The sequence below is a fragment of the Nostoc sp. ChiQUE02 genome (genome assembly GCF_034531305.2).
In the GTDB taxonomy this organism is placed as follows: Bacteria; Cyanobacteriota; Cyanobacteriia; order Cyanobacteriales; family Nostocaceae; genus Nostoc.
The window spans coordinates 108271-132620 of record NZ_JAVRBN020000012.1 but is presented as its reverse complement, the minus strand read 5'-3'; the positions used below and the strand labels follow the sequence as shown (position 1 = coordinate 132620).

General features: G+C 41.0%; 20 protein-coding genes and 1 pseudogene. 4 read left to right on the top strand and 17 right to left on the bottom strand.

Annotation, left to right across the window (positions count from 1 at the left end; genetic code table 11):
• Window positions 1-114 precede the first annotated feature (114 nt).
• The 14 genes from RM347_RS15270 to rppA form a co-directional block, all read right to left on the bottom strand.
• The gene (locus RM347_RS15270) at window positions 115-1260 is read right to left on the bottom strand and encodes a SpoIID/LytB domain-containing protein (RefSeq protein ID WP_322716643.1); all 1146 of its coding nucleotides are present in this window, start codon (window positions 1258-1260) and stop codon (window positions 115-117) included.
• Between the two features lie 278 nt (window positions 1261-1538).
• A complete protein-coding gene (locus RM347_RS15265) occupies window positions 1539-3752 on the bottom strand; it encodes a GumC family protein (RefSeq protein WP_322716644.1) in 2214 nt (737 codons plus the stop codon).
• Between the two features lie 605 nt (window positions 3753-4357).
• Window positions 4358-5317: a ribonuclease Z gene (locus RM347_RS15260; protein ID WP_322716645.1), complete on the bottom strand. Its 960-nt coding sequence runs from the start codon at window positions 5315-5317 to the stop codon at window positions 4358-4360.
• A 262-nt stretch (window positions 5318-5579) separates the two neighbouring features.
• Window positions 5580-5969, bottom strand: coding sequence for a hypothetical protein (locus RM347_RS15255; RefSeq protein WP_322716646.1), 390 nt, complete (start codon window positions 5967-5969; stop codon window positions 5580-5582).
• A gap of 453 nt (window positions 5970-6422) precedes the next feature.
• Window positions 6423-8309 carry a CHASE2 domain-containing protein gene (locus tag RM347_RS15250; RefSeq protein WP_322716647.1) on the bottom strand — a complete coding sequence of 629 codons (1887 nt, stop codon included), beginning with the start codon at window positions 8307-8309 and terminating at the stop codon, window positions 6423-6425.
• Window positions 8310-8416: 107 nt separating this feature from the next.
• Window positions 8417-9094, bottom strand: a complete 678-nt coding sequence (locus tag RM347_RS15245; RefSeq protein ID WP_322716648.1) for a response regulator transcription factor — start codon at window positions 9092-9094, stop codon at window positions 8417-8419.
• A 147-nt stretch (window positions 9095-9241) separates the two neighbouring features.
• Window positions 9242-9901 (bottom strand): hypothetical protein, encoded by a 660-nt coding sequence (locus tag RM347_RS15240; RefSeq protein WP_322716649.1) that lies wholly within the window; start codon window positions 9899-9901, stop codon window positions 9242-9244.
• Between the two features lie 322 nt (window positions 9902-10223).
• Window positions 10224-11627 (bottom strand): HlyD family secretion protein, encoded by a 1404-nt coding sequence (locus RM347_RS15235; protein WP_322716650.1) that lies wholly within the window; start codon window positions 11625-11627, stop codon window positions 10224-10226.
• A 24-nt stretch (window positions 11628-11651) separates the two neighbouring features.
• Complete coding sequence (locus RM347_RS15230) at window positions 11652-13802, bottom strand: peptidase domain-containing ABC transporter (protein ID WP_322716651.1); 2151 nt, start codon at window positions 13800-13802, stop codon at window positions 11652-11654.
• 120 nt (window positions 13803-13922) lie between these two features.
• Window positions 13923-14228: a hypothetical protein gene (locus RM347_RS15225; RefSeq protein ID WP_322716652.1), complete on the bottom strand. Its 306-nt coding sequence runs from the start codon at window positions 14226-14228 to the stop codon at window positions 13923-13925.
• 273 nt (window positions 14229-14501) lie between these two features.
• Window positions 14502-14747: a CTB family bacteriocin gene (locus RM347_RS15220; protein ID WP_322716653.1), complete on the bottom strand. Its 246-nt coding sequence runs from the start codon at window positions 14745-14747 to the stop codon at window positions 14502-14504.
• A gap of 158 nt (window positions 14748-14905) precedes the next feature.
• Entirely contained in the window at window positions 14906-15157 is a 252-nt protein-coding gene (locus RM347_RS15215; protein ID WP_322716654.1) for a CTB family bacteriocin, read from the bottom strand.
• 771 nt (window positions 15158-15928) lie between these two features.
• A complete protein-coding gene (gene rppB, locus RM347_RS15210; RefSeq protein WP_322716655.1) occupies window positions 15929-17284 on the bottom strand; it encodes a two-component system sensor histidine kinase RppB in 1356 nt (451 codons plus the stop codon).
• 35 nt (window positions 17285-17319) lie between these two features.
• Window positions 17320-18051, bottom strand: a complete 732-nt coding sequence (gene rppA, locus RM347_RS15205; protein ID WP_322716656.1) for a two-component system response regulator RppA — start codon at window positions 18049-18051, stop codon at window positions 17320-17322.
• A 542-nt stretch (window positions 18052-18593) separates the two neighbouring features.
• Between rppA and RM347_RS15200 the strand changes: the two genes are divergently transcribed.
• The 4 genes and pseudogenes from RM347_RS15200 to RM347_RS15185 all read left to right on the top strand — a co-directional run bounded on the left by RM347_RS15200 (window position 18594) and on the right by RM347_RS15185 (window position 20340).
• Window positions 18594-19022, top strand: coding sequence for a fasciclin domain-containing protein (locus tag RM347_RS15200; RefSeq protein ID WP_322716657.1), 429 nt, complete (start codon window positions 18594-18596; stop codon window positions 19020-19022).
• Window positions 19023-19094: 72 nt separating this feature from the next.
• Window positions 19095-19271 (top strand): Hsp70 family protein, encoded by a 177-nt coding sequence (locus RM347_RS15195; RefSeq protein ID WP_428850559.1) that lies wholly within the window; start codon window positions 19095-19097, stop codon window positions 19269-19271.
• Window positions 19271-20082 (top strand): annotated as a pseudogene (locus RM347_RS15190) (Hsp70 family protein). Before RM347_RS15195 ends, RM347_RS15190 begins: the two are co-directional and overlap by 1 nt.
• Before the next feature lie 6 nt (window positions 20083-20088).
• Complete coding sequence (locus RM347_RS15185) at window positions 20089-20340, top strand: cation:proton antiporter (protein ID WP_322716658.1); 252 nt, start codon at window positions 20089-20091, stop codon at window positions 20338-20340.
• Between the two features lie 197 nt (window positions 20341-20537).
• On the opposite strand, the gene RM347_RS15180 is transcribed toward RM347_RS15185, so the two are convergent.
• Genes RM347_RS15180 through RM347_RS15170 form a run of 3 tightly spaced genes read right to left on the bottom strand, consistent with a single transcriptional unit; the run spans window position 20538 to window position 23885 of the window.
• Window positions 20538-23039, bottom strand: a complete 2502-nt coding sequence (locus tag RM347_RS15180; RefSeq protein ID WP_428850558.1) for a glycoside hydrolase family 65 protein — start codon at window positions 23037-23039, stop codon at window positions 20538-20540.
• Window positions 22954-23523, bottom strand: coding sequence for a PfkB family carbohydrate kinase (locus RM347_RS15175; protein ID WP_322716660.1), 570 nt, complete (start codon window positions 23521-23523; stop codon window positions 22954-22956). The genes RM347_RS15180 and RM347_RS15175 overlap by 86 nt, the downstream gene beginning before the upstream one ends.
• Complete coding sequence (locus RM347_RS15170; protein WP_322716661.1) at window positions 23520-23885, bottom strand: carbohydrate kinase family protein; 366 nt, start codon at window positions 23883-23885, stop codon at window positions 23520-23522. Before RM347_RS15170 ends, RM347_RS15175 begins: the two co-directional genes overlap by 4 nt.
• Window positions 23886-24350 lie beyond the last annotated feature (465 nt).

Here is a 24350-nt window from a genome sequence, read left to right as displayed (position 1 = left end):
ATTGATCCCTGCCCAATACCCAATACAACTCTTGGAGAGGCTGCGCCCTAAGCGTAGCTATGCCGCAGGCTTTACGGCTCCGCTCAGTACAAGTGCCCCATGCCCAGTCCCTGATTACTTCGCCTGAATTGGTGTTAGGGCTACACCTTGATAATAATGTCCCAAAATTTGCAGGTGGTTTACTCCTTGCCGAGCCAGATTGTACGCCCCCCACTGACTCATGCCTAAACCATGACCGAAGCCAAGCCCTTGCAGTACAAAACTACCATCGGCTCCCTTGGCGACGCTAAAGCGGGTACTTTTTAACTTAAGGGCTGTTCGCACTTCCTCGCCTTGTAGCACCTTTGTACCCTTGTTGCCGACAATTTTCAAGACTTTAACACTGCGGAAAGGTGAGTATGTTTCTGGAATCATCGCCGTCACACTGCCTACCTCAGGAAATTTAGCGCTAATCTCACTGGGCGAGAAGGTTTTCACCCAATTACACTCGCGGACATTTTGATCGTAGTCTTGAACAGCACGCAGGTAAGGGAGGGTATTCCCCCAAACATCTTCGACGTTTTCGGTGTGTCCTCCAGAACAAGCGTGGAAGACTGAGAGAATAATTCGGTTTTTGTAAGTTAGGACCTGACCTAGTGTGGAATCCACTGCGGCATAAGTGGCAGGAGATTCACTGATGACCCCTTTGTAAATTTGCCAGCGATCTGGGGTATTGCCTAAATCGTAAACGGGATTATTTCGTTGTTTTTCTCGTTCGTAGAGGGCATAGGTGCGGGCTGCGATCGCTTGGGCTTTTAAAGCTTCTTGGGGCCAGCTAGCATCCATTTCGCCACCGAGAACACTGTAGAGATACTCTTGGTCATCAACCCAGTTAACAGCGGTTAAGCCTTTGTCTGTGGGGACAACCAGAGTTCTGCCCCGATACCAGCGATCGCCAATATAAACAAATCCTTTACCAGTTGGCTCAATCCAAAATAAACCAGACTGCCATTTATCTAAAGCAACTCCACCAGGAACGGACTGGGCATAATATGCACTCATCGCTGGTAACTGTCCGAGAGTCCGGCCAGTACTATCCTTGACGATCCCAGTGGTGGAACTGCCCACTTTTACCTGATTAACTCCCTTCTCAATTGCCACGCGCAGGATTACTGATGCTTGAGCGGGAGCAACCAAAGCTATCCACAACAAGACACCGACCCACCAATGACGTACTTTAATCTGGGAAAATAAAGAGCCTAAATAAAGTTGGAATTTCATGCTGATCATCTAATCACACTAGTATCTAATTGACGCTCTAGATTATGGCGTCTACTACTTTAAGATGAGACACTTCTCCAACGCAGGAGGTTGCCACCTCCTACTAATTATGCATTTTGCTTTAGCTATAAGGTAGAAATCAGGTGAAGGGGGCAGGAGGTAAGAGGTTGGAATTTATATGAGACTTCAACCCCATTAATTGCAAGCCACTTAATCGGAGATTTTTCTTCTCTGCCTCTTTCCAATGCCCAGTGCCCAATGCCCCCTACTTCTTCACTCTACGATGCCAATACCTTTTGAGAATTGCTCACTTCGTTAGCAATAATTCCAATTAAATTCAACTTACTCAAAATTTCTGTTGCTTGAGTCAGTTCAGTTCGAGTCACTTTCCCCATGCGCTCTACCATCACAATACCATTGCAAAAAGATGCCACAATCCTGGCATCAACCGTGCCTAAAATAGGTGGAGCATCTATCAGTACTAGGTCATAACTTTGCTCAAACAACTCTATTAGTTCTTTCATCCGTTGAGAACTGAGCAACTTCACCGTGTCTTCTGGTTCCGGCCCAGCAGTCAAAATATCAATGGAGGGGTGAATGGGCTGGATGTAATCTTGAAAATCAGTAGTTGTCTCATCAACTAATAACAAAGATAATCCCCAGTCATTGGATAGTTCCAAGATTTTGTGCAGGCTCGGATTCTGCAAATTAGCATCAATCACTAATACTCGTCGATGCATCCGGGTAGCGCTAGCTACAAGCCCTAAGACTAAGGTTGTCTTCCCTTCTCCTGGTAGTGCTGAAGTAAACATCAGCGACTTGAAGGGTAAGGGATATTTTAATATTTGAATATTTTGGTAGATCATGTCCAAGGTTTCATGGACAGGCAATTTAGTACTGGCTTCTATTACAGAAGAATCTGAGCTTCGCCGCCCATTCCAAGGCAGTCCCAGCCGCGGCTTTTTGACGCCACGCGATGGTAGTTTTGGTACTGACCCTAGTACACGTAGGTTCGTCAGTTTCTTTAAATCTCCGGCACTATAAATAGCGTCATTAAATTTTTCTAAAATTAGGGCTGCTAAGATACCTAAAATCGGCCCAATTACGGCTCCTCCAACCAAAAGTAATAATCTGTTGTTCCCCATATAAGTTCCTGGAGAAGGTTCTGCCAAAACTTGCCAGTTATATCCTTCCTGAGAAATTTTCAGTCCCAAGGACTGTTGCGCCTGGAGTAGTTGTTCAAGGCTTTTGCGACTAGTTTCTACCTTTGGCAGCAAACGATTATACTCTGCTATTAAACTTGGGTATTTGTTTAGCTCAGAGCGGATTCGCTGTTCTGACTCGGCTAGATTCTTTTCATTGGCAGTTAGTCCTAAAACAGTTGTCTGTACCAAAATAAACTCATCTAATAGCGTTGGATCAACCCCTACCATTTGTCCTTGGAATAGCGGTTTTTCCTTACTGCTATTAGTAATAATTTTCACCTCTTGTCGTAATAGCGACAGTTGACTTTGGCGTTGCTGCTTTAGTTTTTGTACCGATGGGTAATCGTCTGTATAGCGGAGTCGCTCCTTAGCCAACGCTAGTTCAGTCTTTTGAATTTCACTTAATAATGCTTGATAGCGGCTTGACTGATTTAAACGAGAATAAATTAGTGTATTCTGCTGAGACGAAGTCGCTATTAGTTGCTCTAGGTTATCGTAGCGAGCGTTTACATCTTGAAGGTTTGCACGAGTGGTTTGTAGCTGTTGTTGAATATCGGCTAGAGATTCTAGCAAAATTTTACTTTGGACTTGGGGATCGAGTAATTTATGTTTCTTGCGAAACTGTTCCAAATTTTTATCAGCTTTACTCACTTCTTTTTTTATCTCAGGTAGGCGAGCATTTACAAAAGCCATTCCCTGATTCAAACGTTCTTTTTGTTGATCTTTGTTGTACTTTTGATAGACTTTTTGTAGAGATTGAAGTACTCTTTGTGCTTTGACTGGATCGCCATCCGTGAAAGAAACTTTAAATACTTGATTAAAAACTTTATTAGCTCCTATACCTCCCTCTTCTGGTGTCACTTGTAAAGGTGCTTTTTTGTTCTGTTCTGTTTGGCCATTAATATCCCCTAAGGTAATATCAGGATAATCAGAATGAAGTAAATCTACGGCTTTCTGAAGCAACTTAGAACTCAGCATGAGTTTCATCTGAGTAGTGGAATCAACAACTTGAGAATTGGAATCAGTAACCTGAGTATCTGCCCCTACTGGGATATTATTTGATTGTGCCCCTTCAGATAAATTAGAATTCACCAATATCTGCATATTGCTCTGGTAAGTAGGTTTGGCAATTACAGCCAGGAGGCTAGCAGCTGACATAACTACACAGGAAACCCCAAAGATCAGAAGGCGTCGACGAAGCAAAATAGTAGATAATTGTCTGATGTCATCTGCACTTTGTGCTGAAGTAGTAACCTGTTGCTCTTGATTCAGACTAGTCTTAGCCACTATCAAACTCCTCTAATATCGAAACACTATATTTATTTGGAAGATTTATGAAAAATGTGAAATGATTTTTTTACACCTAATAGCCGCAATAGCATACTTAATTTTTCTTCCAACAATGACAAGCTCACTTGGCACAATATTATGCCAACTGGCGCTTTCATGTTCATCAATTCATGCATATAAATTCTTAATCAGTGTTGGAAGAATAAATTTTTAATAAAAATTTTATTTAAGTAAGAAAAATCTTGACGAAAAATTAATTATTTTTCCTAAGTATTTGAGTAAAAAATTCTTTGATTCCCGACATTTTTATATATTAAAGTTCTTTTGGTAACTTGTAATCTAAAAAACAGATTAAGAAAAATATTTAAACCATACTATTTGTATATTATTGATACACTTAGTTAACCGTAAATTGTTGGTTAACTAGTTGACTTACTCGCAAAACTCAACTGCTGTCTATTTGCTGGACGTTATGATTGGGACTACTAAACTCCAAAATAGAGCCTGGTTAATTTTAGATTTTAGATTAGAAGGGTTCAATAAGAAATCTAAAATCTAAAATCGTCCGACTGAGCGTAGTGTTCTGCAAGAAAGTCCAAAATTTAAACGCTTACCTTGGTTAACTCTACTTCCCGTCGCCTGGGTACTTCATGAATCATGAAATCGTAGGCCATATCAGTACGGGGAAAAATAGCACGGGCTTCCTTGAGGAGATCCTTCAACTCCAAGGTGTTTCCGGGAGCATAGCGGGGACTAAAATGACTCATAATCAGTCGATGTGCTCCAGCGGCTAAAGCTGTTTGCGCTGCCATTGTGGTTGTGGAATGCAATCGCTGAAAAGCCATGTCTGCATCTTGATGGGCAAAAGTTGCTTCGTGAATTAAAACATCTGCATCATGAGCTAATTCCACTGCACCATCACAATAAATTGTGTCTGTACAATAGGCAATCTTTCGACCAATTTCTGTAGGGCCGCATAATTGAGTGCCATCAATCACCCGTCCATCAGCAAGGGTAACTGTTTCACCGCGCTTGAGTTGACCGTAAATCCGACCAGGAGGAATTTGCAACGCCTTGGCTTTTTCTATATCAAAGCGTCCCGATCGGTCTTTTTCGGCTACGCGGTAGCCAAAAGCTGTAATCCGGTGATGTAAATTACCGCAGCTAACGGTGAAGTCCTCGTCTTCATAAATTACCCCTGGACGGATAGCGTGAACTTTGATTGGATAAGAAAAGTGCGTGTAGGAGTAACGTGAAGCGGATTGAATGTAATCATTTAATCCAGGTGGCCCATAGATATCAATTCGCTCCACATTGCCAGCCAAGCCGCAAGTAGCAAGAAGTCCCATCAAGCCAAAGATGTGGTCGCCGTGCATGTGGGTGATAAAAATTCGGGAGAGTTGACTGATTTTCAGTTCACTCCGCATAATTTGATGCTGGGTGCCTTCGCCACAATCAAATAACCATAGTTCTGCTCTTTGGGGTAATCTCAGAGCGACACTGGAAACATTGCGCGATCGCGTGGGTACACCGGAACTCGTCCCTAAGAATGTTATCTGCACAGTGTTCTTTAGTCTTCCTATTGCTCAATTTGCAGCTCTGTTTTCTATAGTGGCACGGTTAATGAGCAAAATATTTAGGACTTAGGCAGGTCAATGAAAAAGTAGGGGATTGGGGAACTCGGGGCCCCTCTGGGGATAAGGGGCAATGGGGATTGAGTATGTGGAAGAGAACAAGGGGAAAGGCTTGTTAAAAATTCTCACTCAATATCTTATTATCTGTGTTATTACTGCGCTTATTCGGAGTAATTATGTAATAAAAAGTTCAAGTTAGTACTTGATTGCCCCAAAAAGCTAGTTGGCTTTTAAGAGTGCTGATATGGATAACATGACGTTCCATTAAGGTTTTTAGTTGTCGTGCCCTTGCAGTATAAATTTGTTTATAGGCTAGTGCCTGACGAACCTGTTCTTCGTTGGAGTTGCTTAAGGCAATTTGCATTTGTTTTTCGCAAGCGATCGCAAGAGCTTGGACTTTTTCGTAATCTCTTTGAGCCATTTGCTTGGCTGTATTTAACTCAGCAATAGCTTCATGTAAAGTTTTGAGGTAATGACTCCAGGTGTCTGCTAAAGCCTCAACATTTTTGTCATCTGGTTGGGCATTTTCTAAATCTGAACGTGGTTCAAATTGGGTAAACAAGTAATTTAATCCTACCATGTTTTTACCCCTATTAATATTAAGTTAACTAATTATTGATTTGCCTCATATTCCCGAACAGTCTAAAAATTTGGGAATCATGTTATTCAATATATAAAAATTAACTAATAAATTCATTAGTTTTTTATGACATCTTAATTACATAGTTGAGGAGAAAAATCTATAGGTTTATGAAGCCAGCTATTTCCGAAAAATACATGTATTAGAGCTAGGGTAATTAACAATTCAAAATTGTACTCTCACAGGGAAGCAAGCTACGCGCAGCGTCTTGTACAGAAGAGAGTTTCAGACAGTAATTTAAACCTCGACTGAAACTGAACGGAGTCGGAGTCACTCCACCTCTGAGCTACGTGTAGACGTTTGCATAGCGTCTCGTAAACAAGGAGGGATGCCCAAAGGGCTATAGTTAGCATGGTTGATTTTTCAATCATTCTAAATGATGACTTCTTCAAATTATTTATTACCGAACCAAAATTTGCCTACAGGCCAAGACAATTCACAAATAGTTCCTCTAGAAGAAAGGGGGACTCGTTGAAATTTACCTTTGAGTTGTCTTGCTAAATTTCTAAATTGTTGTGTACCGCGACCTTCCCTAGATGAGTTGATACCCAACCCATCATCTATAATGCTCAAAGTGTACCAACCTTCAGATGAAAAGCAAGCGACTTCGAGACGGGTTACTCCCGTCGCATGTTTGCCGACATTGCACAAAGCTTCTTCTAAAAATCGGCAGAGTCCTTGCTTTTGTTCAATGCTCAAGCATCGCTCATCTATAGGCCCAAAGCTACGGATTTTAATTTTAATGGTTCTAAAGCAAGGAAAGTCTCGCGCTAGAGTATAACTGTAAACTTGATAGAGAATTTCGTGAAGAGGGTCTTGCAAATTCAATACTAGAGTATTTCCTAAATAAAGACTACTATCTTGAGTTGGAGGTTCTCGTTGTAAAAATTCATAAATTCCCCGGAGTTCGTGGTTTAATTTATCAAGTTCTTTTTCCAATTCTGGGAGCAATTCTTTGATTGGCAATTCTTGGGATCGAACCAGTTTCAAAACTTTAGCCAGACTTTGTAGTGGTCCATTGTGAATTGTTTCAAATGTGCGTTCAATAACATCTTGCCTAGCTTTAAGTCCCGATCGCAAAACTTTATCACATTGATATAAAGCAGTAAGTTCTATACCATTTACAGCTAAAACAAGAATTGTTGGTATTACTGGAACCCACCAACCCCAAGTTAAGAGTAAATAACTAGTGACCACTAGGCTAGCACTAGTAATACCAACAACTATTAGATTTGCCAAAGGAGATTTAGTCAATCGAGCGATCGCAATTCCTAAAAAACCCCAGGCAAAAATCCACAGATATTCCCATCCATCTTCCCAAGTGTCTAAGAGTGGTCTATCGTCAACCACTGCACTAACAAGTTGGCTAACAGCATGTGCTTGGATTTCCGCTCCATAAACTTGCCCTTTTGTAAGTTGCTTAGATGTAGTTACGAAGTCTTTACGACTAGGGCTAGTTATGCCAATAATGACAATGCGATCGCGCACCCAGTCTGAATTAAATTTGTCGCTTTTAATATCATTTAAAGATATAGTTCTAAATCTTTCTCGACCACTACGAAAATTGAGCAGTATCTGAACTGTGGCTGCATCGGTTTGTACATAGCCTTCATTGGCGAAAAATCTTGGTAGTACAGTATTGCCAAGCTTTATAGTAGTGCGATCGGCAATACCATTTTTTAAGGTAATATCTTCATGAGTTAAATAAGCTTCTGCTAAACGTAGAGATAACGATAACTTGTATCCTTGAGATGTTGATATTGCCAATAAGCTTCGCCTTAGTTTACCGTCACCATCTGTAATTTGATCGGCAAAGCCTATTTGTTCAGGGAATGATCCTGGTGGCGCAGCAATTTGCTTAGGCAATACTTTTTCAATAGCAATTAAATTTTTGATATTTTTAAAAGCTGCAACTAGTTCTGGATGACCAGGGTCAACTGCTAAATCTCTATAAATATCAAGACCGATAACTCTGGGTTTATACACGTGTAGTTTCCACAACAATGCTGCCAAATCTCTATCTGATATTGAAGAATCTGTTAGATAATCTTTCTGAGAGCGAATATCATCTTCATTAATTCCCACAAGCACGATTCGTTCATCTATAGGTTCTTCAGGACGCAGACGGAGAAGACTATCAAAAGCTAGCCACTCTAAAGATTGCATTGAACCACTAAAATGAGCAATTATCACTAATCCAATAACTACAATTCCTGGTAATACACCTACACGCCAAACGCTAATTTCTTTTTTGATTATTTTCCAAAGCCCAGGCTGCATAAACCTTTCTCCTAGTCTTTAGGTATAAGTAAATCTTCAATTTAATATATAAAAATTAAATTTTACTAAATATTCCTGACATAAAGCCCTTAATGATTAATGATCAACTAATCAATTAAACCTTCTTCTCTAGCCCGTATTTCAGTTTGAATACGAATATTTTTCCCCTCGTCAGGATAAACATTTAAAGCGTCTTGTAGTTTACTCCAGTAATGACGCACCATTCGTTCAGATATACACATTCGTTCGGCAATAGTTTTATCTTGTAATCCTTCCTCAAATGCGAGAGTTAGCACTCTAAGCCACTCTGGTTTAAACTCTAATGCTGAATAGATTCCTTTGATATCTTTCGTATGAGTTAATCCCTGCAATGCCCAATCAACTCTAGTCAACATTTCTTGGGTAGAAAGACTTTTATCCGCCACTGTGAAACCTCCTTTATGACTATCAATATCAGGTCTAATTCTTACTAGTGTTCTGACATGAGCGGTTTGGACAATAATATTTAAGTTGGGATGGTGTTTCATCAAAGTTCTGAGAAGTTGAACACCTGTATCAGGCCGCGCCGTCATCCCATAATCTTCTGGAATAGAAAGATCCATGACCACAAGGTCTAAGTTAGAGTTAATAACTTGATTGAGAGCATTATTAGCATTTATGGCAGTAACAACTTCAGCACCGGGGTAATGTTTTTGTAGGATGTCTACCGTTCCACCTAAAACTGATTCATGGTCATCAATTACCAAAATTTTCAGCAATGCCTTATTGGATAGCTCTTGTTTCATAATTAACAGCCTGCTGATTGAGTACACAACTATAAAGTTTCTCTTATCATCTACATTAGCTAATTATTTGTGGATAGATTATATTAGTTCTATGGGAATTATATGGATAATATTTAAAGGGTAGATGAACAAAAACAATGGTATTAACTACCAATAAAAGTACCAAGTAATCTTTAAGTTTTTACTATGTCTAAAGCATTTGCCTGAGGTTAATAAACGAAAGCTTTCACAAAGATATTTTAGTTCTGGTATTCTAGAATAAAGGACAAATGTAGCCATATTAGGATAAGTAATTTCTACAACTAATTGCCCGATATCTTTTTGTTCTTTCAAATTGATATAAATTGATGTCGGTGCCAAAATTTCTGGTAAAGATATGGTCAGCAACTCATTTAAAGCCGTTAAAACAATCAGACTGCGTTCAGCTGGCTCATGTCGCCAATAGATTGGCATATCGATTTGAAAATATAACTGGCGATTGGATGCTAGCCAAGGTTCTAATAAGCACTCAATAGCTAGCGGAAAGCTATCTTGAAGGGATACTGGAAATAAGCGATCGCTCAATTGCACTAAAGAATGATGAAAATTATCAATGTGATTTAAGCATTCTTGAATTCTATTGCCTGATAAATTTAGGTTATCTACTGATAACAAATCTAAGTTGCGACGTATTGTAAAAGAGTCTTGTAATAAATCATCCCGAATTTTCTCTGCTTCTAAAAACAGCTTAATTGACTGCCTATAAGACCACCACTGCAATGCTTGTTGAAGACTATGGTAAGATGTCAGAAACCGAACAAGGGACATAACTTAGACAATTAAAAGTATAATTTGCGTACACAATTCTATGCTCACATAATTTTGTTATGTCAGCTATTTTAGTAGCATAAGAGAAAAGTTATATGCAACCCACGGCATATTTATGCCAAAAAAAACTGTCAACGTGTACAAAATAATTGCCAAAAAGTGCCATGATGATTTCCGAAAACTTCACAGTGAATCATTAACGTATTTTATGTGAGATTTCTCGCCATTGCTAAATATAAAAAGGACAAAATTATCTTCCTCATCTATGCCAGTAAAGAAGAAGTTTTGGTGGGTAAACACTAGAGATTACATTCATATCTGCTCATAGATCAGTGATTAGCCTGGCCTTTCTCAGCATAAATTGCAGCGCTGTCTCTTCTTGGGAGATAATATTAGCTTTTGCATCCATACCTGATTGGATATGACACTGATGAGCGCTACTGCCAAATGTCAGCAATTCAGGTTGAATAGTTGCTTCAAAATACCCAGCTGCAGGAGTTGATATAGATGCGTTAATATTGTTACTTTGGGTTGTCATTACATCGGGAGAAATGGCGCTAACAACAGCTTTGAGAGTACCATAATCAGGATATGGGCAGGCATCGACTCGTAATTGCACTTTTTGACCAACTGCAACTTTTTTAATCTCTGCGGTGGGAATCATTGCTTTAATCACCAGAGGAGTATTCTGAGGAACAATCTCAGCAATAGATTCGCTAGCACGCACAACTTGACCAGGATTTCGCAAATTGAGCTTGAGAATGATACCGTCACTAGTGGCGCGAATAATGCTATTTTGCAGTTGAGTTTCAACTTGTTGAAGTTGTTTTTGATATTGCTTGAGTTGGGTTTGCATTTCAACTTGTCGCTGCATCAAAGCTTGTTTTTCTTTGTTTAAAGTAGCAATGGTTGCTTCACCTCTAGCAATTTCTTGGGCAATGCGTTCTTGAGCGATCGCAATTATTGCCATACTGGGATTGACCACAACTTTAGCTGATTGCAATTTAGCTTGAGCAATTTCAATAGATATTCTTTCAGCTTCAAGTATTAATTTACTCTGCTCAACAACTAATTTTTTCTGCTCAAATTCACGCCGACTGATTGCGCCAACTTGTGCTAATTGCTCATAGCGATCGCTATCCATCTTAGCAAAGTCTAAATCAGCTTGAGCTTTTTGTAAATTTGCCCTGGCTTTTTGCAAACTTGCTTTGGAAACCAGAAATTCGCTTTCGGTAGTAACTTGTTTTTCTTGATACTCACGTTGATTGCGTGCCAAATCTGCTTTTGCAGAAGAAACACTCCGCTCGATGAATCTTTTTTCAGCCAGGATTTGAGTATCTAAAGTGCCGATTTGGGCATCAATTTGAATTAGTTGCAATCTACCCTGTTCAATATTGCCTTGCAGTTGGCTTTTTTTGATTTGCAGTTGCTCCGTATCGAGACGAGCGATCGCTTCTCCCTTTTTGACAATCTGATTTTCTTTTACAAAGATACTTTCAACAGTTCCTTCCATTTCTGGTTGCACTAGCTTGGTATCGCCTATGGGACGAACAGTCGCAGCAGTTTCCACCATGACATTGTATTTAACCCGTGAAGAGAGAGCGATCGCCGAACCAACAGTCCCGACAAGAAATATTCCAGCTAATGATGTCCAAGCACTAATAGGAGGAAGAAACTCATCCTTTTGAATTGATGGTAGAAATTTTTGATTATGCGTATAAAGCATGTTTCTCCGAATAATTGAAAATATTTAAGGAATTAAAAAGTCTATATGATCTCCCGGTTTTGTTCGCAACTCTTCCAAAGAACCTTGAAGTTTCAACTTACCTTGATCTAGCAATACGATCCAATCAGCGCGATTCACTACCTTAGGACGGTGAGTAATTAAAATCGTAGTTTTACCCCAGCGATGCTTAAATAATTTATCCAAAACTTGCGCTTCACTTACTGGGTCAAGCCCACCAGTAGATTCATCCAAAATGAGAACTGGTGGATCTGTAACAATGGCTCTTGCTATTGCCAATCTCTGACGTTGCCCACCAGAAAGATTTGCGCCAAATTCACCTAAAACAGTTTGATATTTGTCAGGTAACTTACTGATAAATTCATCAGCTTCTGCAACTTGGCAAGCTCTTACAATCTGCTCAAAATTAACCTGGGGTGCGCCTAAGCGGAAGTTTTCCACAATAGAACGACTCCAAAAATGAGGCTCTTGGGGAACAAGAACTACCTGCTGACGCAGACAATCAAGAGAAAGGTCTTGGAGGTTATAAAGTCCAATCTGAAGATTGCCAGATTGTAATGGATATAAGCCAGCAATTAATTTAGCTAGAGTACTTTTACCACAACCTGATTTGCCGATAATAGCAATAACTTTTCCACCAGGAATGGTTAAAGAAAAGTCATCGATTAAATCAAGTCGACCAGCATAGTGAAAGTTAATATTTGTACAAAGTATATCAGCATCACCGGGAATTTCTGCAAAAGGCTTTATCTCATCGCCCTCATTTTCGGAAGTAGCGTCTATAACTTCTGTGAGGCGTTGTGTGGCTGTTTTTGCCCGAGTGAATTCCTCAACAAAACTGATTAAAGTCGCAATTAAACCCAGAAAGTTTCCATTCATGGAGTTAAAAGCAAGTAATTGCCCAATACTCAGATGTTCCGCTGGGTTAATCACTAAATTTCCACCGAACCAAAGCAAAATAACGCCACCAATACTGGCAACAAAGCCAGAGAAAGTATTATTGATAATCCCAATTTGAATCGTACTAAATGTTACATTAGCAAGACGAGCAAATCGGCTTTGGAATTCGTCCCAAAATTGCGGTCTAGATGTAGTAGTTTTGAGAGTAAGAGCACCTTTAAATGTTTCTACTAAAACCCCTTGGGTTTCGGCTTCCTGGACTAAAAGTTCACGAGTTTTTTGGCGCAAAGTAGGCTGGAATACTACCGTAGAGATGCTCATAACTACAGCAATAATTACAGCCACTGCTGTAAGTTTCCAGCTATAAAAAGTCATGAAACCAAAAGAAATCAGGGCAATAAAAAATTGGCTGGGTAGACTGATAATTAAATGAGCAACTAATTGATTAATTTGGTCAATATCTCGCAGGCGGCTAACGATTTCACCACTGCGACGGGCTTCGTAATAAGAGAGAGGTAATCGCAGAATTTGCCGCCCAAATTCTAGAACTAGCCCTAATTGTAGACGTTGTGCAAAATGAGCTATTAAGTTAGACTGTACAAACGACAGACTACGCGAAACAACATTCATCACTACAACTGCGATCGCTACAGTCGTGAGTAATTTTGTATCACCTCGAACTAGCACATCATCAGTCAGAATTTGCAGCAGAAAAGGAGAAGCTAAAGACAGCAAACCCAACATCATATTAAGAGGCAAAACTTGAGCGAGAATGGCGCGATAAATCCAAACGCGCTTGAAGAAACGCCAAAAACCGCCAACTTTCTCATCCTTTTGGGCAAAAAATCGTATTGGATCGGGTTCCAATAAAAGTATCAACCAATCTGTCCAACCTTCTGCTATCTCTTGTTGAGAAAGATAGCGGACGCCTACAGCCGGATCTGCAACTAAACATTTTTTGCCTTTCTTACCATATAAAACAACCCAATGATTGCCTTTCCAGTGAATAATTGCCGGTAAAGGCGCTTCATTCATTCGGTTGAAAAGTTCTGGGGAAGTTTTCACTGGACGAGCATTAAAACCAAGTGTTTCTGCTCCACGCTTCAACCCCAATAAAGTAGTTCCAAATTGCCCAGTACCTACAGCTTCACGGATGCGGCTGAGAGTAAAAGTACGTCCATAATATTTGGCAATAGCAGCAAGACAAGCAGCTCCGCAGTCTTCTTCACTATGCTGTTTAACAAACTGGTATTTCATCGATAAATTACCTTACATAATGACAACTACTACCCTAAAATGTTGTCAATCTGTTGCGATATTTTTGAATTAATAAACACTGTTAACTTCAGATACTCTCAACCAAGTAAGTAGTTTTCACTATAATAAAAATATCAAAAATAATTTATCGCAGAAGCTTAGGCTACTTCGTCTACCACCTTGTCCACTAAATCCAATCGTGGTTTGCGAAAGCGCATATCCAGTTTCTTGCTTAGTAGAAAAACTATAATCTCCGTCAGAAATATTACTTTCATTAATAGCGAAAGTTTCTATATTTGTCCTTTGGACGAAAAACCCATCGTTATTAAGTGAAGAAAATAAACTTCCAGCAGACACAACCTCTTGATCTTCTTCAGATAAATCAATGAATAATTCAGCATTTTGGTTTTTGATATCGTTAGACATAGTATTAGTTCGTCTCTACAGTTTGCAACAACACGAACAGCAAAATAATCAACTATTTTATTTAGTAACGTTGTAAGCACCCAAAGATGATCAACCTTGAATACCACAAAACTACAACAGCGGAATGTCAAATACTACTTTGGAACAAAAGATGACCCATATAATCGTCTTATTATGGGTCACCTGTAGAATCTTTAGTACCAAATTGCTTTCAAGTGTGCCGCTAATGTTCCCAATGCTGGCGTTTTAAATAACGCCTCCGTGGATTATTTTTCAGTGGTAGTCTAAAAGGTCAGGAATGTGATTAGCATCTAAGCCTAAGAAAGCTAGTCCAGCAGTCTTAATATTTTTAGACTTACCATTAGAATCAGCTGTGCTGCCATGTGGTCCTGAAGAACTGCTACCATTTAGAATATTTTCATTAGCGTTGTAAAAAGTAGCATCTATTTGAAAATCGGTACCACCAGCTACAACTTCTTGTTGCTCATCGGATAAATCTGTAAACAATTCGTAAGACATAGCCGCAAACCTCCTAATTTTGTTTTGATGAACTTTTAGAATGAGCTACATGAGTTCGCGATTGAGGGTTGAAAGGTTGATTGTTCTAATTCTTTCATTGTCAAATTATTTTCATCGAACTCATGTATTAGTTTCTTGCCGTTTTTTAACTATTCAACTTAATAGCTGTATACTTTTGAAATATCGGGAACATCATGAGCACCCAAGCCTAAAAAAGCTACTCCAGCAGTCTTAATATCTGTAGAATTCCCGTTAGAGCAAGCATTGCTGCCACTAGGATCAGAACTGCTATCGCCATTGAGAACATTTTCGTCTGCTGCGAAAAAACTCACATCTAGTTGAAAATCAGCACCACCAGCTACAACTTCTTGTTGCTCATTGGATAAATCTGTAAACAATTCGGGAGACATAGTTACAAACCTCGTCATTTTGATTTTAGTAACCTTTAGTATTAGCTACATGAGTTGGCGACGGAGAATTAAAAGGTCAATTTTGTCGTAATAAATTAGAGGATTTCTCTCTAATTTATTGCTTGATAAACTCTATCGGACTCATGTATTAATTGATTGCTCTTTTTTAGCTGCTCAACTTAATGGCCGTATCCTTGTGAAATATCGGGAACGTCACTAGCACCCAAACCTAAAAAAGCTAGTCCGGCAGTTGCAATCTCTGTAGACCGTTGGATAATTCGGTAAACAATACGTGATACATAATTACAAACCTCTTAATTTAGATGAGTTTTTAGCTATTAGTTGATTGCTCTTTTTGCGCCTCAACTCGTCGTTTGTTAATACAATATAGGCAAGCAACTAGCGGAGTCATTTGCTTTTTATGCAAACTTAATTTCCATGTTTATAAAATTTTTTTGCACGATTAAGCCAGTAGGATGTCTGAAAAATACGTATGTATAAAGGTCTGCTAATTTACTCTATCTTGAGAATGAAAAATCACAATAGGATGTTAATAATAAGGTAAAAAAATAAACTTTGGCCCAATTATCCGCAGGAAAATATATAGCGTTTTTCGTTTGTATGCAATACGCTTATTTCCGCCGTGCTGTACTAGTACCGCAAGGCGGAAGTCAAAAGTCAAAAGTATTATGGAATAGACTTTTTAGGGATTTTAGATGGTTGCTCTATTTACGCCGTGGCGTACTAGATAGCAACATTTATTTCCAGAAATCACGGTAAAAGAGGAAGTCGAACTGTAAATGTACTACCTAGCCCAGGTTGGCTTTGAACGTGAATATTGCCTTTGTGTGCTTGGACGATCGCGATCGCTATGGCTAATCCCAATCCCGAACCGCCAGACGTGCGAGAGCGTAGGCACAGCCCGCCGTAGGCATCGCGATCGACTCGGTAGAAGCGATCAAAAATTCGCAGTTGATGTTCTGGGGCAATACCAATTCCTGTATCTTCAACTTTAATCATGGCGTAAAGCTCACTTTTATCCAAAAAAATCGTGACTTTTCCACCGCTAGATGTGGCTTGAATTGCATTGACAATTAAGTTAGAAATTAAGCGATAAAGTTGTTCTTCATTTCCCACAATGTACAGTTTCTCTGAGACTTGTACCTGTTTAGAGAGATTGACTTTAGTTTCTACTGCCAAAAATGCTAATTCCTCAGTTAAATCGCTAATTAAATCATTCAAACAGCAAGGCTGATATTCTCCTGTTAGTTGTTTTTGGTCTATCCTCGTTAATAGCAACAAATCTCCAACTAATTGTGATAAGCGGCGATTTTGGCGTTTCAGTACATCTAAAATTCCACCATTGGCTTTTGGTTCTTGCTGTAACTTGATAGCAGCCTCAATAGTAGAGTACATTGCTGCTAAAGGTGTGCGAAACTCATGGGCAGCATCAGCAGTAAATTGTTGCATTTGTTGGTAGGAAAGATATACAGGTTGCATTGCCCTTCCTGCCAACCACCAACTAGACAAACCAACAAAAATCATGGAAATTGACAATCCCAACACTAAAATTAATCTTAAATAAGTAAGATGTTGTTCTAAATCAGTGATACTACGCGCCACTTGTAGATAACCCGAAACCCGGTTTTGAGTATACAAAGGTAAAGTGATTTCGCGGTATCGAGTACCAGAGGAATCTGTTAATATTTGCCAATGCTCTAATGCTGAGGTAATCGAGAAACTGTTAAATTCCATGCCTCCACTGGCAAAAATTTTTCCTGAGCGATCCAATAAGCGTATATAGTAATTAACTGGATTCGCCGCCTCTGTTATTGATTTTTTAATGGATGTTGTTTTAGGCAAACAATTTGTCTGAGCCACACATAATTCTAAAGAAAATTCTTTATTCAGGCGTTGTAATTGTCCAGGTTGTTGCCAAGCTGGTTCAATACTTTTATGGAGTGCGTTTGCGACTGATTGCAATCCCTGGTCTATGGTTTCACGATAAGCATGGGCAACCACACTATAAACCCCCAAGCTAGATAGCCCTAAAATACCGCCCATGACGAGGGTATACCAAGCTGCCAGCCGCAACCGAGTCTGGTGGAAAATGGGATTGCGTTCCATGTTTCTAAAACCTTGCTCAAAGTGTTGCTGTCAAGTTAGCAAAAATCAGCAGTATGAATGTTTAGGCGATAGCCCACGCCATAAATAGTTTCAATCAAAGATTCGCTGTCTTCTTCTCCTAATTTACGTCTCAATAAGCGAATTTGTGCCGCTACTACATTGCTAACTGGTTCTGCACCAATTTCCCAAAGCTGATTTATAATTTGGTCACGGCTGATAATTTGGTTAGGATGCCTCATGAAATATTCCAATAATTGAAATTCTTTGACAGTTAAAGAGAATACTTGATTTTCTCTGTTACTATACTGATGAGTAAGTTCATGAGTGCTGTAATTGAGGGTCAGGCAACCTACTTGTAAGCGTCGGGGTTGGACTTGAGGTGTCAGCGTTGCTCCTACGTAAGAGGCTCGCCGTTGTAATGCTCGCAATCTTGCCAGCAGTTCTGCCATATCAAAGGGTTTAACCAAATAATCATCTGCACCGCTATCTAAACCGATAATCTTTTCTTCCATCCGGTCTTTAGCCGTTAGCATCAACACAGGTAAAGTTAATTGGCGCGATCGCAACCATTTACACAACTCTATCCCTGAAACTCCAGGCAGCATCCAATCAAAAATCGCAAGTGTGTACTCAGTCCAGCCAGTTTCTAGATATTGCCATGCCTGAGTACCATCTAGAAACCAGTCAACTATATACGCCTCATGGCTCAGGACTTGTTTGATTGCTGCACCTAAATCTGCTTCATCCTCAACTAATATAAGTCGCATAGTCAACCCAGTGCTAAAAGCCTTCTTTAAATACGCTTTCACGGAAAAGTGAAATAATTATGAAATTTTCATTCTACTTAAGAAATAAATACTGATGTTTGCAGCTAAGTAAAAATTGCACGCCTTGAACGCAGTGGACAAATCAGTGTCATTTCTGCTGCTCGCGAACCACAGGTAATAGAGGTGAAAGTGGAAGATGGAGTGCAGACGGTGCAGGTGAAGCTAGATTATCCAGAGCAGAGAGAAAGGTACTGAGAAACTTCGAGCGATCCCCCAGAATTCAATTCTGAATTCTGGCGACTGACGCCTTTATTCTTTGTTTTAGATCGTTGAATGTATAACTCACAACGTTAATGCCAAAAATAATTATATATACTGGATACTTTTTTGTCTTTCTATCGGTTGATGCACAGAAAATTTCTAAATAGTTTCTTTAAAGAAGAAGAACAACGCAAATATCAAAAAACCTTCTATAAACCAGATTAACGAACACTAGCAATTTAATTGATTGAAAAAACAATAATAACAAGGGAGGATGAGACATGGCTGACATTGTAGATACACTGATAAACGACGGTCGATTTACCACCTTAGTTGAAGCAATTAATCGGGCGAGTCTATTGCAGGGGTTAATGGAGCCTGCATCGATTACGCTATTTGCACCGACTGATGAAGCATTTTCCAAGTTGCCATCGGGAACGGTAGGAATTTTTCTTGACAATCCGCCTGAGTTAGAAAAACTCTTGACATACCATGTGATTGCTTCGCGCATTCCATCCACCGATGCTGATGCTTTGAGTTCAGCCCCAACTGTAGAAGGTTCGACGCTGGCGATCGATACCTCTGACGGCATTAAAGTCAATGATGCCAAAGTTATTGAACCAGATATCGAATCAGATAACGGAATCATTCATATTATTGATACCGTTCTGATCCCACAATCTATCGGAGAACTGTTGGTTACAAGTTGAGCTGTTAATACTACTGAAGTTTCTTAGAACTAGAATCAGCACATCAAAATCTGATGAAAGGAATCGAAGGTTATGGCAAAAGTTGTTGGAATTGATTTAGGGACAACTAACTCTTGTATTGCAGTCATCGAAGGCGGGCAACCGCTCGTAATTGCCAATGCAGAAGGACAACGCATCACTCCCTCTGTAGTTGCATATACAAAACAGGCGAACGTCTGGTTGGTCAAATTGCTCGACGACAGGCGGTAATGAATCCAGAGAACACGTTCTACTCGGTCAACGGTTTATCGGACGCAAACACGATGAAATCACCCACGAAGCGAGTGAAGTTTCTTACAAAGTCGTCTGCGATCGCAATGGCAACGTCAAACTCGATTGTCCGGCGCTGAAAAAACAATTCGCGCCTGAAGAAATTTCTGCTCAAGTTTTGCGAAAACTTACAGATGATGCCAGCAAATATCTGGGAGAACCCATTACCCAAGCAGTGATTACTGTGCCTGCTTACTTCAATGATTCGCAACGACAAGCGACCAAAGATGCAGGCAAAATTGCCGGGTTAGAAGTACTCCGCATCATTAACGAACCTACGGCGGCAGCACTTGCTTATGGTTTAGACAAAAAAGGCAACGAAACAATTCTAGTTTTTGACTTAGGGGGCGGCACGTTCGACGTTTCGATTTTAGAAGTTGGAGAAGGTGTGTTTGAAGTCAAAGCCACGAGTGGAGATACCCATTTAGGCGGCGATGACTTTGATAAAAAGATTATCGATTATGTTGCAAATGATTTTCAGCGCAACGAAGGTATTGATTTACGCAAAGATAAGCAAGCCCTGCAACGGTTAACTGAAGCCGCAGAAAAAGCCAAAATTGAACTCTCTAGCGCCACCCAAACGGCGATTAATCTCCCCTTCATCACGGCAACTCAAGAGGGGCTAAAGAACCTGGATATAACGTTAACTAGGGCGGAGTTTGAGAAACTCTGCGCTGACTTGCTCGATCGCTGCCGCATCCCAGTTGAGCAAGCTCTCAACGATGCCAATCTCAGTCTCACAATAGGTTAGTGGCTCTTGGATGAACTGAATATTTTAATCACAGCGATCGGTGCGATCGTTCTATTGGCAGTTCTGTTGGGGTTAGTCATGCCTATGATGTGGGCGATCAGTGGTTTGCTCGTTTATTGGATCTTAAAAATACCTTTTTGGGAGGCAATGCTGGTTGGGACAGCGATTACGCCTACTGACCCCATTGTCTCCACTTCAATTGTGACTGGTGTTGTCGCCGAAGATAATCTCCCTGAACGCTTACGAAAAATTAAGTAGATAAAATTTTCCTGGCTGGGGTTTTTCAAAAATATCAATCATCTGAGTCACATGTGCGGAATGTGGGATTTAAGGTACTTACCATCCTACGGAAGCAGTAGTGCGTAGGCGCAGCCCGCCGTAGGCATCGCGTCTTCCTAGTGAAAGAGAACAACTGTGTATTTGAGAGTCATTAATAGAACATCTACCTCTCAAGTTCAATGGCTCTTAACTGAGGAAACCGAATGTAGCAGGTTAATAGTAATTGAAGTACCAGGTTGTAAATCCATCACATCACCCCGACAAATAATTTGGACGGATGATGAGTTAATTGGCGATGCTATTACATTTAGATTACTATCGATAACTTCAATTTCTAAATCATTCCCTTGATGCTGAAGGCTAACGCGAAATCGGTTTAGTGAAGTTGGAAGGTATGGATCGAGACAAATCTTACCACCGTAAGCGTGTAACCCAAGGTAATGGTGCTGAAGGAGATGAAGTGTGCCTGCCATTGCTCCTAAGTGAATGCCATTTTTTGTCTCTTCACTACTTGCCCCCGATAAATCGGCAAACAGTGTTTCCATGAATAGCTGCCAGGATTTTTCGCAATCGCATCTAGCAACTGCTCCAGCATACACAAGTCGGGAAAGGCTGGACTCATGCACCGTATGCTGGAGATGATGAGCGATCGTCCTCTGCATTTGTGTTCGATTAAAGAAATAACCATTCCGCTCTAGTAATGTTGCCAATTCTGCTTCAGACAGTAAAAAGAACAGCATCGCGGTATCTGCTTGCTTGCTAACCTGATAGCGATTGACATCATCCCCTTTTGCCTCCAGGATTAAATTAACCTGCTGATTATAGAATGGCTGCACATCAAATTCTTGCAAGCGATCAAACCCTTCGTACTGGCTTAAAATACCGTCGTCGTCAAAAACTACGTGCATCTTTCGGCTCACAGTATCCCAATGGTTGATTTCTTCTTGGCTCAGGTTGAGGCGAGTGTAAAATTCACGACAACACGAAGGTGGCAATAGATTGAGGACTTCCTGTGTTTTACAGAGCGTCCAGACTGCCATGACGTTTGTGTAGGTATTGTTGTCGATGCCGGGAGTTTCGGCATCTAGATAAGCGGTATGATACTCATCTGGCCCCATTACCCCGCAAATTTCGTAGCGATCGAGGTCAGGATTATAGGTGGCAATACTCGCCCAAAAGCGGGTAATCTCAACCATCATCTCTGCTCCGTAGTCCATTAGGAAGGCAAGATCGTTCGTGAGATTGTAGTAGCGCCACAGATTACAAGCAATGATAGCGTTGATGTGATGCTGCAAGTTTGTGCGATCGCGCATCCAATGTCCTGAAAGCAGGCTGAACTGAAAACGGGGTGTTTCTTCACGCCCGGTACTGGCACTGCGCCAAGGAAACATTGCTCCTTTGTAGCCGTGTTGACGGGCGAGAATTTTTGCTGCACCGAGGCGACGGTAACGATATAGCAGCATCGATCGCGCGATTTCTGGAAAGCGACAGGCAAGAAACGGTAGCACAAAGGTTTCATCCCAGAAAATGTGTCCGCGATAATCCTCCCCGTGCCACCCCCGCGCCGGGACTCCCACATCTAAATCTGCTGTATGAGGCGAAACTGTTTGCAGGATATGAAAGATATGCAACCGTAACGCCCGTAAATTTTCCACTGGCTCAAGCTCAATATCACAGCGCATCCAGAGCCGTTCCCAAGCACATCGATGAGCAGTTAGCAATTTGGCAAAGCTGGGAGCATCCTGGATTGCCTGCCTTGCTGCTTCAGCACTTTCGCTCATCGCGTGGTCACGGGAGGTATAGAGGGCAGCAATTTTCTCAATTTGGATTGCTGCACCCCGATCGACCTGAAGCCGCAACCGTTCCCCAATTTGTGCAGTTTCGCGATCGACAGTTCGGGACTTTACTTCATGGCTATCCACAAAAACACGGGTACGCGTTGCCACAGCTATCTCGATTCGAGACTGCTTGGTTCGTACCATCAACCAGATGCCCTCTGGTTGAATGGTTTCAGTTGTTAATGGCTCCAGATGTTGCTGATTGTAAGGTTCGTAGCGTTTGACATTGTTGTTCGTCACCCGTCCGTCGATCGCTGAACAAATTTCCAGTTCACCCGACCAGTTTTCGGCAGTTAGCTGAAGTTGCAATCCAGCAAGGTGGGGTTGAGCCATGCTGACAAACCGTTGCTCGTGCAGTTTCGTTTGTCGTCCCTGCAAATCGCGAAATTGGATCTCACGATGCAGAACCCCGCCTTTGAGATCCAGTGTTTTGCGGTAAGTCAGAATTTCAACCGCATCAATAGAAAACCAGTTTCCGCCATCAATACGAAATGTTAGCGGCAGCCAGTTGGGTAAATTGACAAGGGATTCATCATCGGACGCTTCACCTTCAATACATGTTACCAAGCGGTTATAAATACCTGCTCGGTAGGTTCCAGGATAGTGGATCTCGTCGGCTGTTGCCTCAATCGCTGCCGCACGAGTGACAAAATAGCCATTGCCCAGCGCACAGAGTGCTTCCCGATGCCCTTCATCCTTTGGATCGTACCCGTCAAAAACAAGGCTCCAGGCATCTTTGGAGTCGTAAGTGTTGTTATGAGAGAACATAAGCTTGGGGTGTGAGTCGTTGAAACATGGCATCAATTTCCGATCGCGTCGGATAGGCTGGTTGAGAACCATACCGGGTTACTGTAACGTGGGAAGCCGCCGTTGCGAAACAGGCAGCGTCCTGAAGCGATCGCTTTTCCAGTACCGCCACAGCCAGTGCGCCTGCAAACGCATCCCCCGCTCCTGTTGCATCGACAACATCCACGGGAACGGGGGGAATATGCAGTGTTTGCTCGTGGTTTATCAGCACGCAGCCTCCGTCTTTCAGCTTCACACAAGTATTCTTGACTCCTCGATCTAAAAAATGATGTGCGGCTTGAATTGAACAATCCACCGAATTAATCTTGATTCCACTTAACTTCTCTGCTTCCCCTGCATCTGGAACCAGATAAGTCACTTGTGAAAACAAATTTTGCTCCACCCGATCGGCTGGAGATGGATCGAGAATTACCGGAAAATCTCGCTCGCAGGCAGCATTAATCGCAGGTTCAACAATAAATGGCGCAATCTCGTAATCGACTACCAGTACTGAACCAGAAGGCGCCTTGGCGATCACATCTCGGACAATGGCAATATCCTCCTTTGTCCAATAATTCCCTTTTTGCCATCGGGGGGCACGGTAATCATGGAAACACCCGTCGGTTTGCCCTTGATCGCATTTACATATTTCAGGTCTACCTCAATCTCCCGGAGGGGTTTGAGCGCCTGTTCTGCCAGCGTATCAGCACCGACATGAGCAATAAGCATAGCAGGAAGACCCAGTTTGCGAGCGAGATAGGCAACATTGGCTGCCTTACCTCCACTCAGTTGCAGAAAATCACTAGCAAGAAGCGTTTCACTTAGGTCTGGACGGCGATCGACTCGTACCTGAAAATCTGCATTAACGCTACCGAGAGATATTATGCTTCCCTGACTCATGATGTCTTGTGTTTTTAGATTCGATAGGAGATTGTCAGCCGCCAGACTGCGAAGACAATCTCACTAGTTGCATTAAAGCCTTTTGTATCAATACAAGCATCTAACTTAAGTTAACTCCCAAGCACCCGCGATGCCTACGGCGGGCTGCGCCTACGCAAACTGTTTCTTATACCAATTCAGATTTAAGCCAAAAGGTAGGGCAATTCTTTGAGTATTGCACTTATGCTAAAGAAGTCTTTAAACCGAATTTTATAGCTTTTTGACTTTTTCTGATGTCAATTTTATGCTCATCTGCTTAACCGTCCATTGCTTATTATCTTGCCTGAAATCAAACAAATTAAGAGTTTTTTGAAGCATGGTTATAAATATTGCTTAAATCTACCGTCAACGTTGGACTATCGAAACGTTATTTCAGATATTAACTGATATCTTCAATTCTGAAATTAAGGCTCTTGGTTATCCTAA

What these genes read in the sequence shown, in the direction of transcription:
- RM347_RS15270 (WP_322716643.1), bottom strand. Translation starts at nt 1,260, where the DNA reads ATGAAATTCCAACTTTATTTAGGCTCTTTATTTTCCCAGATTAAAGTA.
- RM347_RS15255 (WP_322716646.1), bottom strand. Translation starts at nt 5,969, where the DNA reads ATGGTAGGATTAAATTACTTGTTTACCCAATTTGAACCACGTTCAGAT.
- RM347_RS15250 (WP_322716647.1), bottom strand. Translation starts at nt 8,309, where the DNA reads ATGCAGCCTGGGCTTTGGAAAATAATCAAAAAAGAAATTAGCGTTTGG.
- RM347_RS15245 (WP_322716648.1), bottom strand. Translation starts at nt 9,094, where the DNA reads ATGAAACAAGAGCTATCCAATAAGGCATTGCTGAAAATTTTGGTAATT.
- RM347_RS15240 (WP_322716649.1), bottom strand. Translation starts at nt 9,901, where the DNA reads ATGTCCCTTGTTCGGTTTCTGACATCTTACCATAGTCTTCAACAAGCA.
- RM347_RS15235 (WP_322716650.1), bottom strand. Translation starts at nt 11,627, where the DNA reads ATGCTTTATACGCATAATCAAAAATTTCTACCATCAATTCAAAAGGAT.
- RM347_RS15230 (WP_322716651.1), bottom strand. Translation starts at nt 13,802, where the DNA reads ATGAAATACCAGTTTGTTAAACAGCATAGTGAAGAAGACTGCGGAGCT.
- RM347_RS15225 (WP_322716652.1), bottom strand. Translation starts at nt 14,228, where the DNA reads ATGTCTAACGATATCAAAAACCAAAATGCTGAATTATTCATTGATTTA.
- RM347_RS15220 (WP_322716653.1), bottom strand. Translation starts at nt 14,747, where the DNA reads ATGTCTTACGAATTGTTTACAGATTTATCCGATGAGCAACAAGAAGTT.
- RM347_RS15215 (WP_322716654.1), bottom strand. Translation starts at nt 15,157, where the DNA reads ATGTCTCCCGAATTGTTTACAGATTTATCCAATGAGCAACAAGAAGTT.
- rppB (WP_322716655.1), bottom strand. Translation starts at nt 17,284, where the DNA reads ATGGAACGCAATCCCATTTTCCACCAGACTCGGTTGCGGCTGGCAGCT.
- rppA (WP_322716656.1), bottom strand. Translation starts at nt 18,051, where the DNA reads ATGCGACTTATATTAGTTGAGGATGAAGCAGATTTAGGTGCAGCAATC.
- RM347_RS15200 (WP_322716657.1), top strand. Translation starts at nt 18,594, where the DNA reads ATGGCTGACATTGTAGATACACTGATAAACGACGGTCGATTTACCACC.
- RM347_RS15195 (WP_428850559.1), top strand. Translation starts at nt 19,095, where the DNA reads ATGGCAAAAGTTGTTGGAATTGATTTAGGGACAACTAACTCTTGTATT.
- RM347_RS15180 (WP_428850558.1), bottom strand. Translation starts at nt 23,039, where the DNA reads ATGGTTCTCAACCAGCCTATCCGACGCGATCGGAAATTGATGCCATGT.
- RM347_RS15170 (WP_322716661.1), bottom strand. Translation starts at nt 23,885, where the DNA reads ATGAGTCAGGGAAGCATAATATCTCTCGGTAGCGTTAATGCAGATTTT.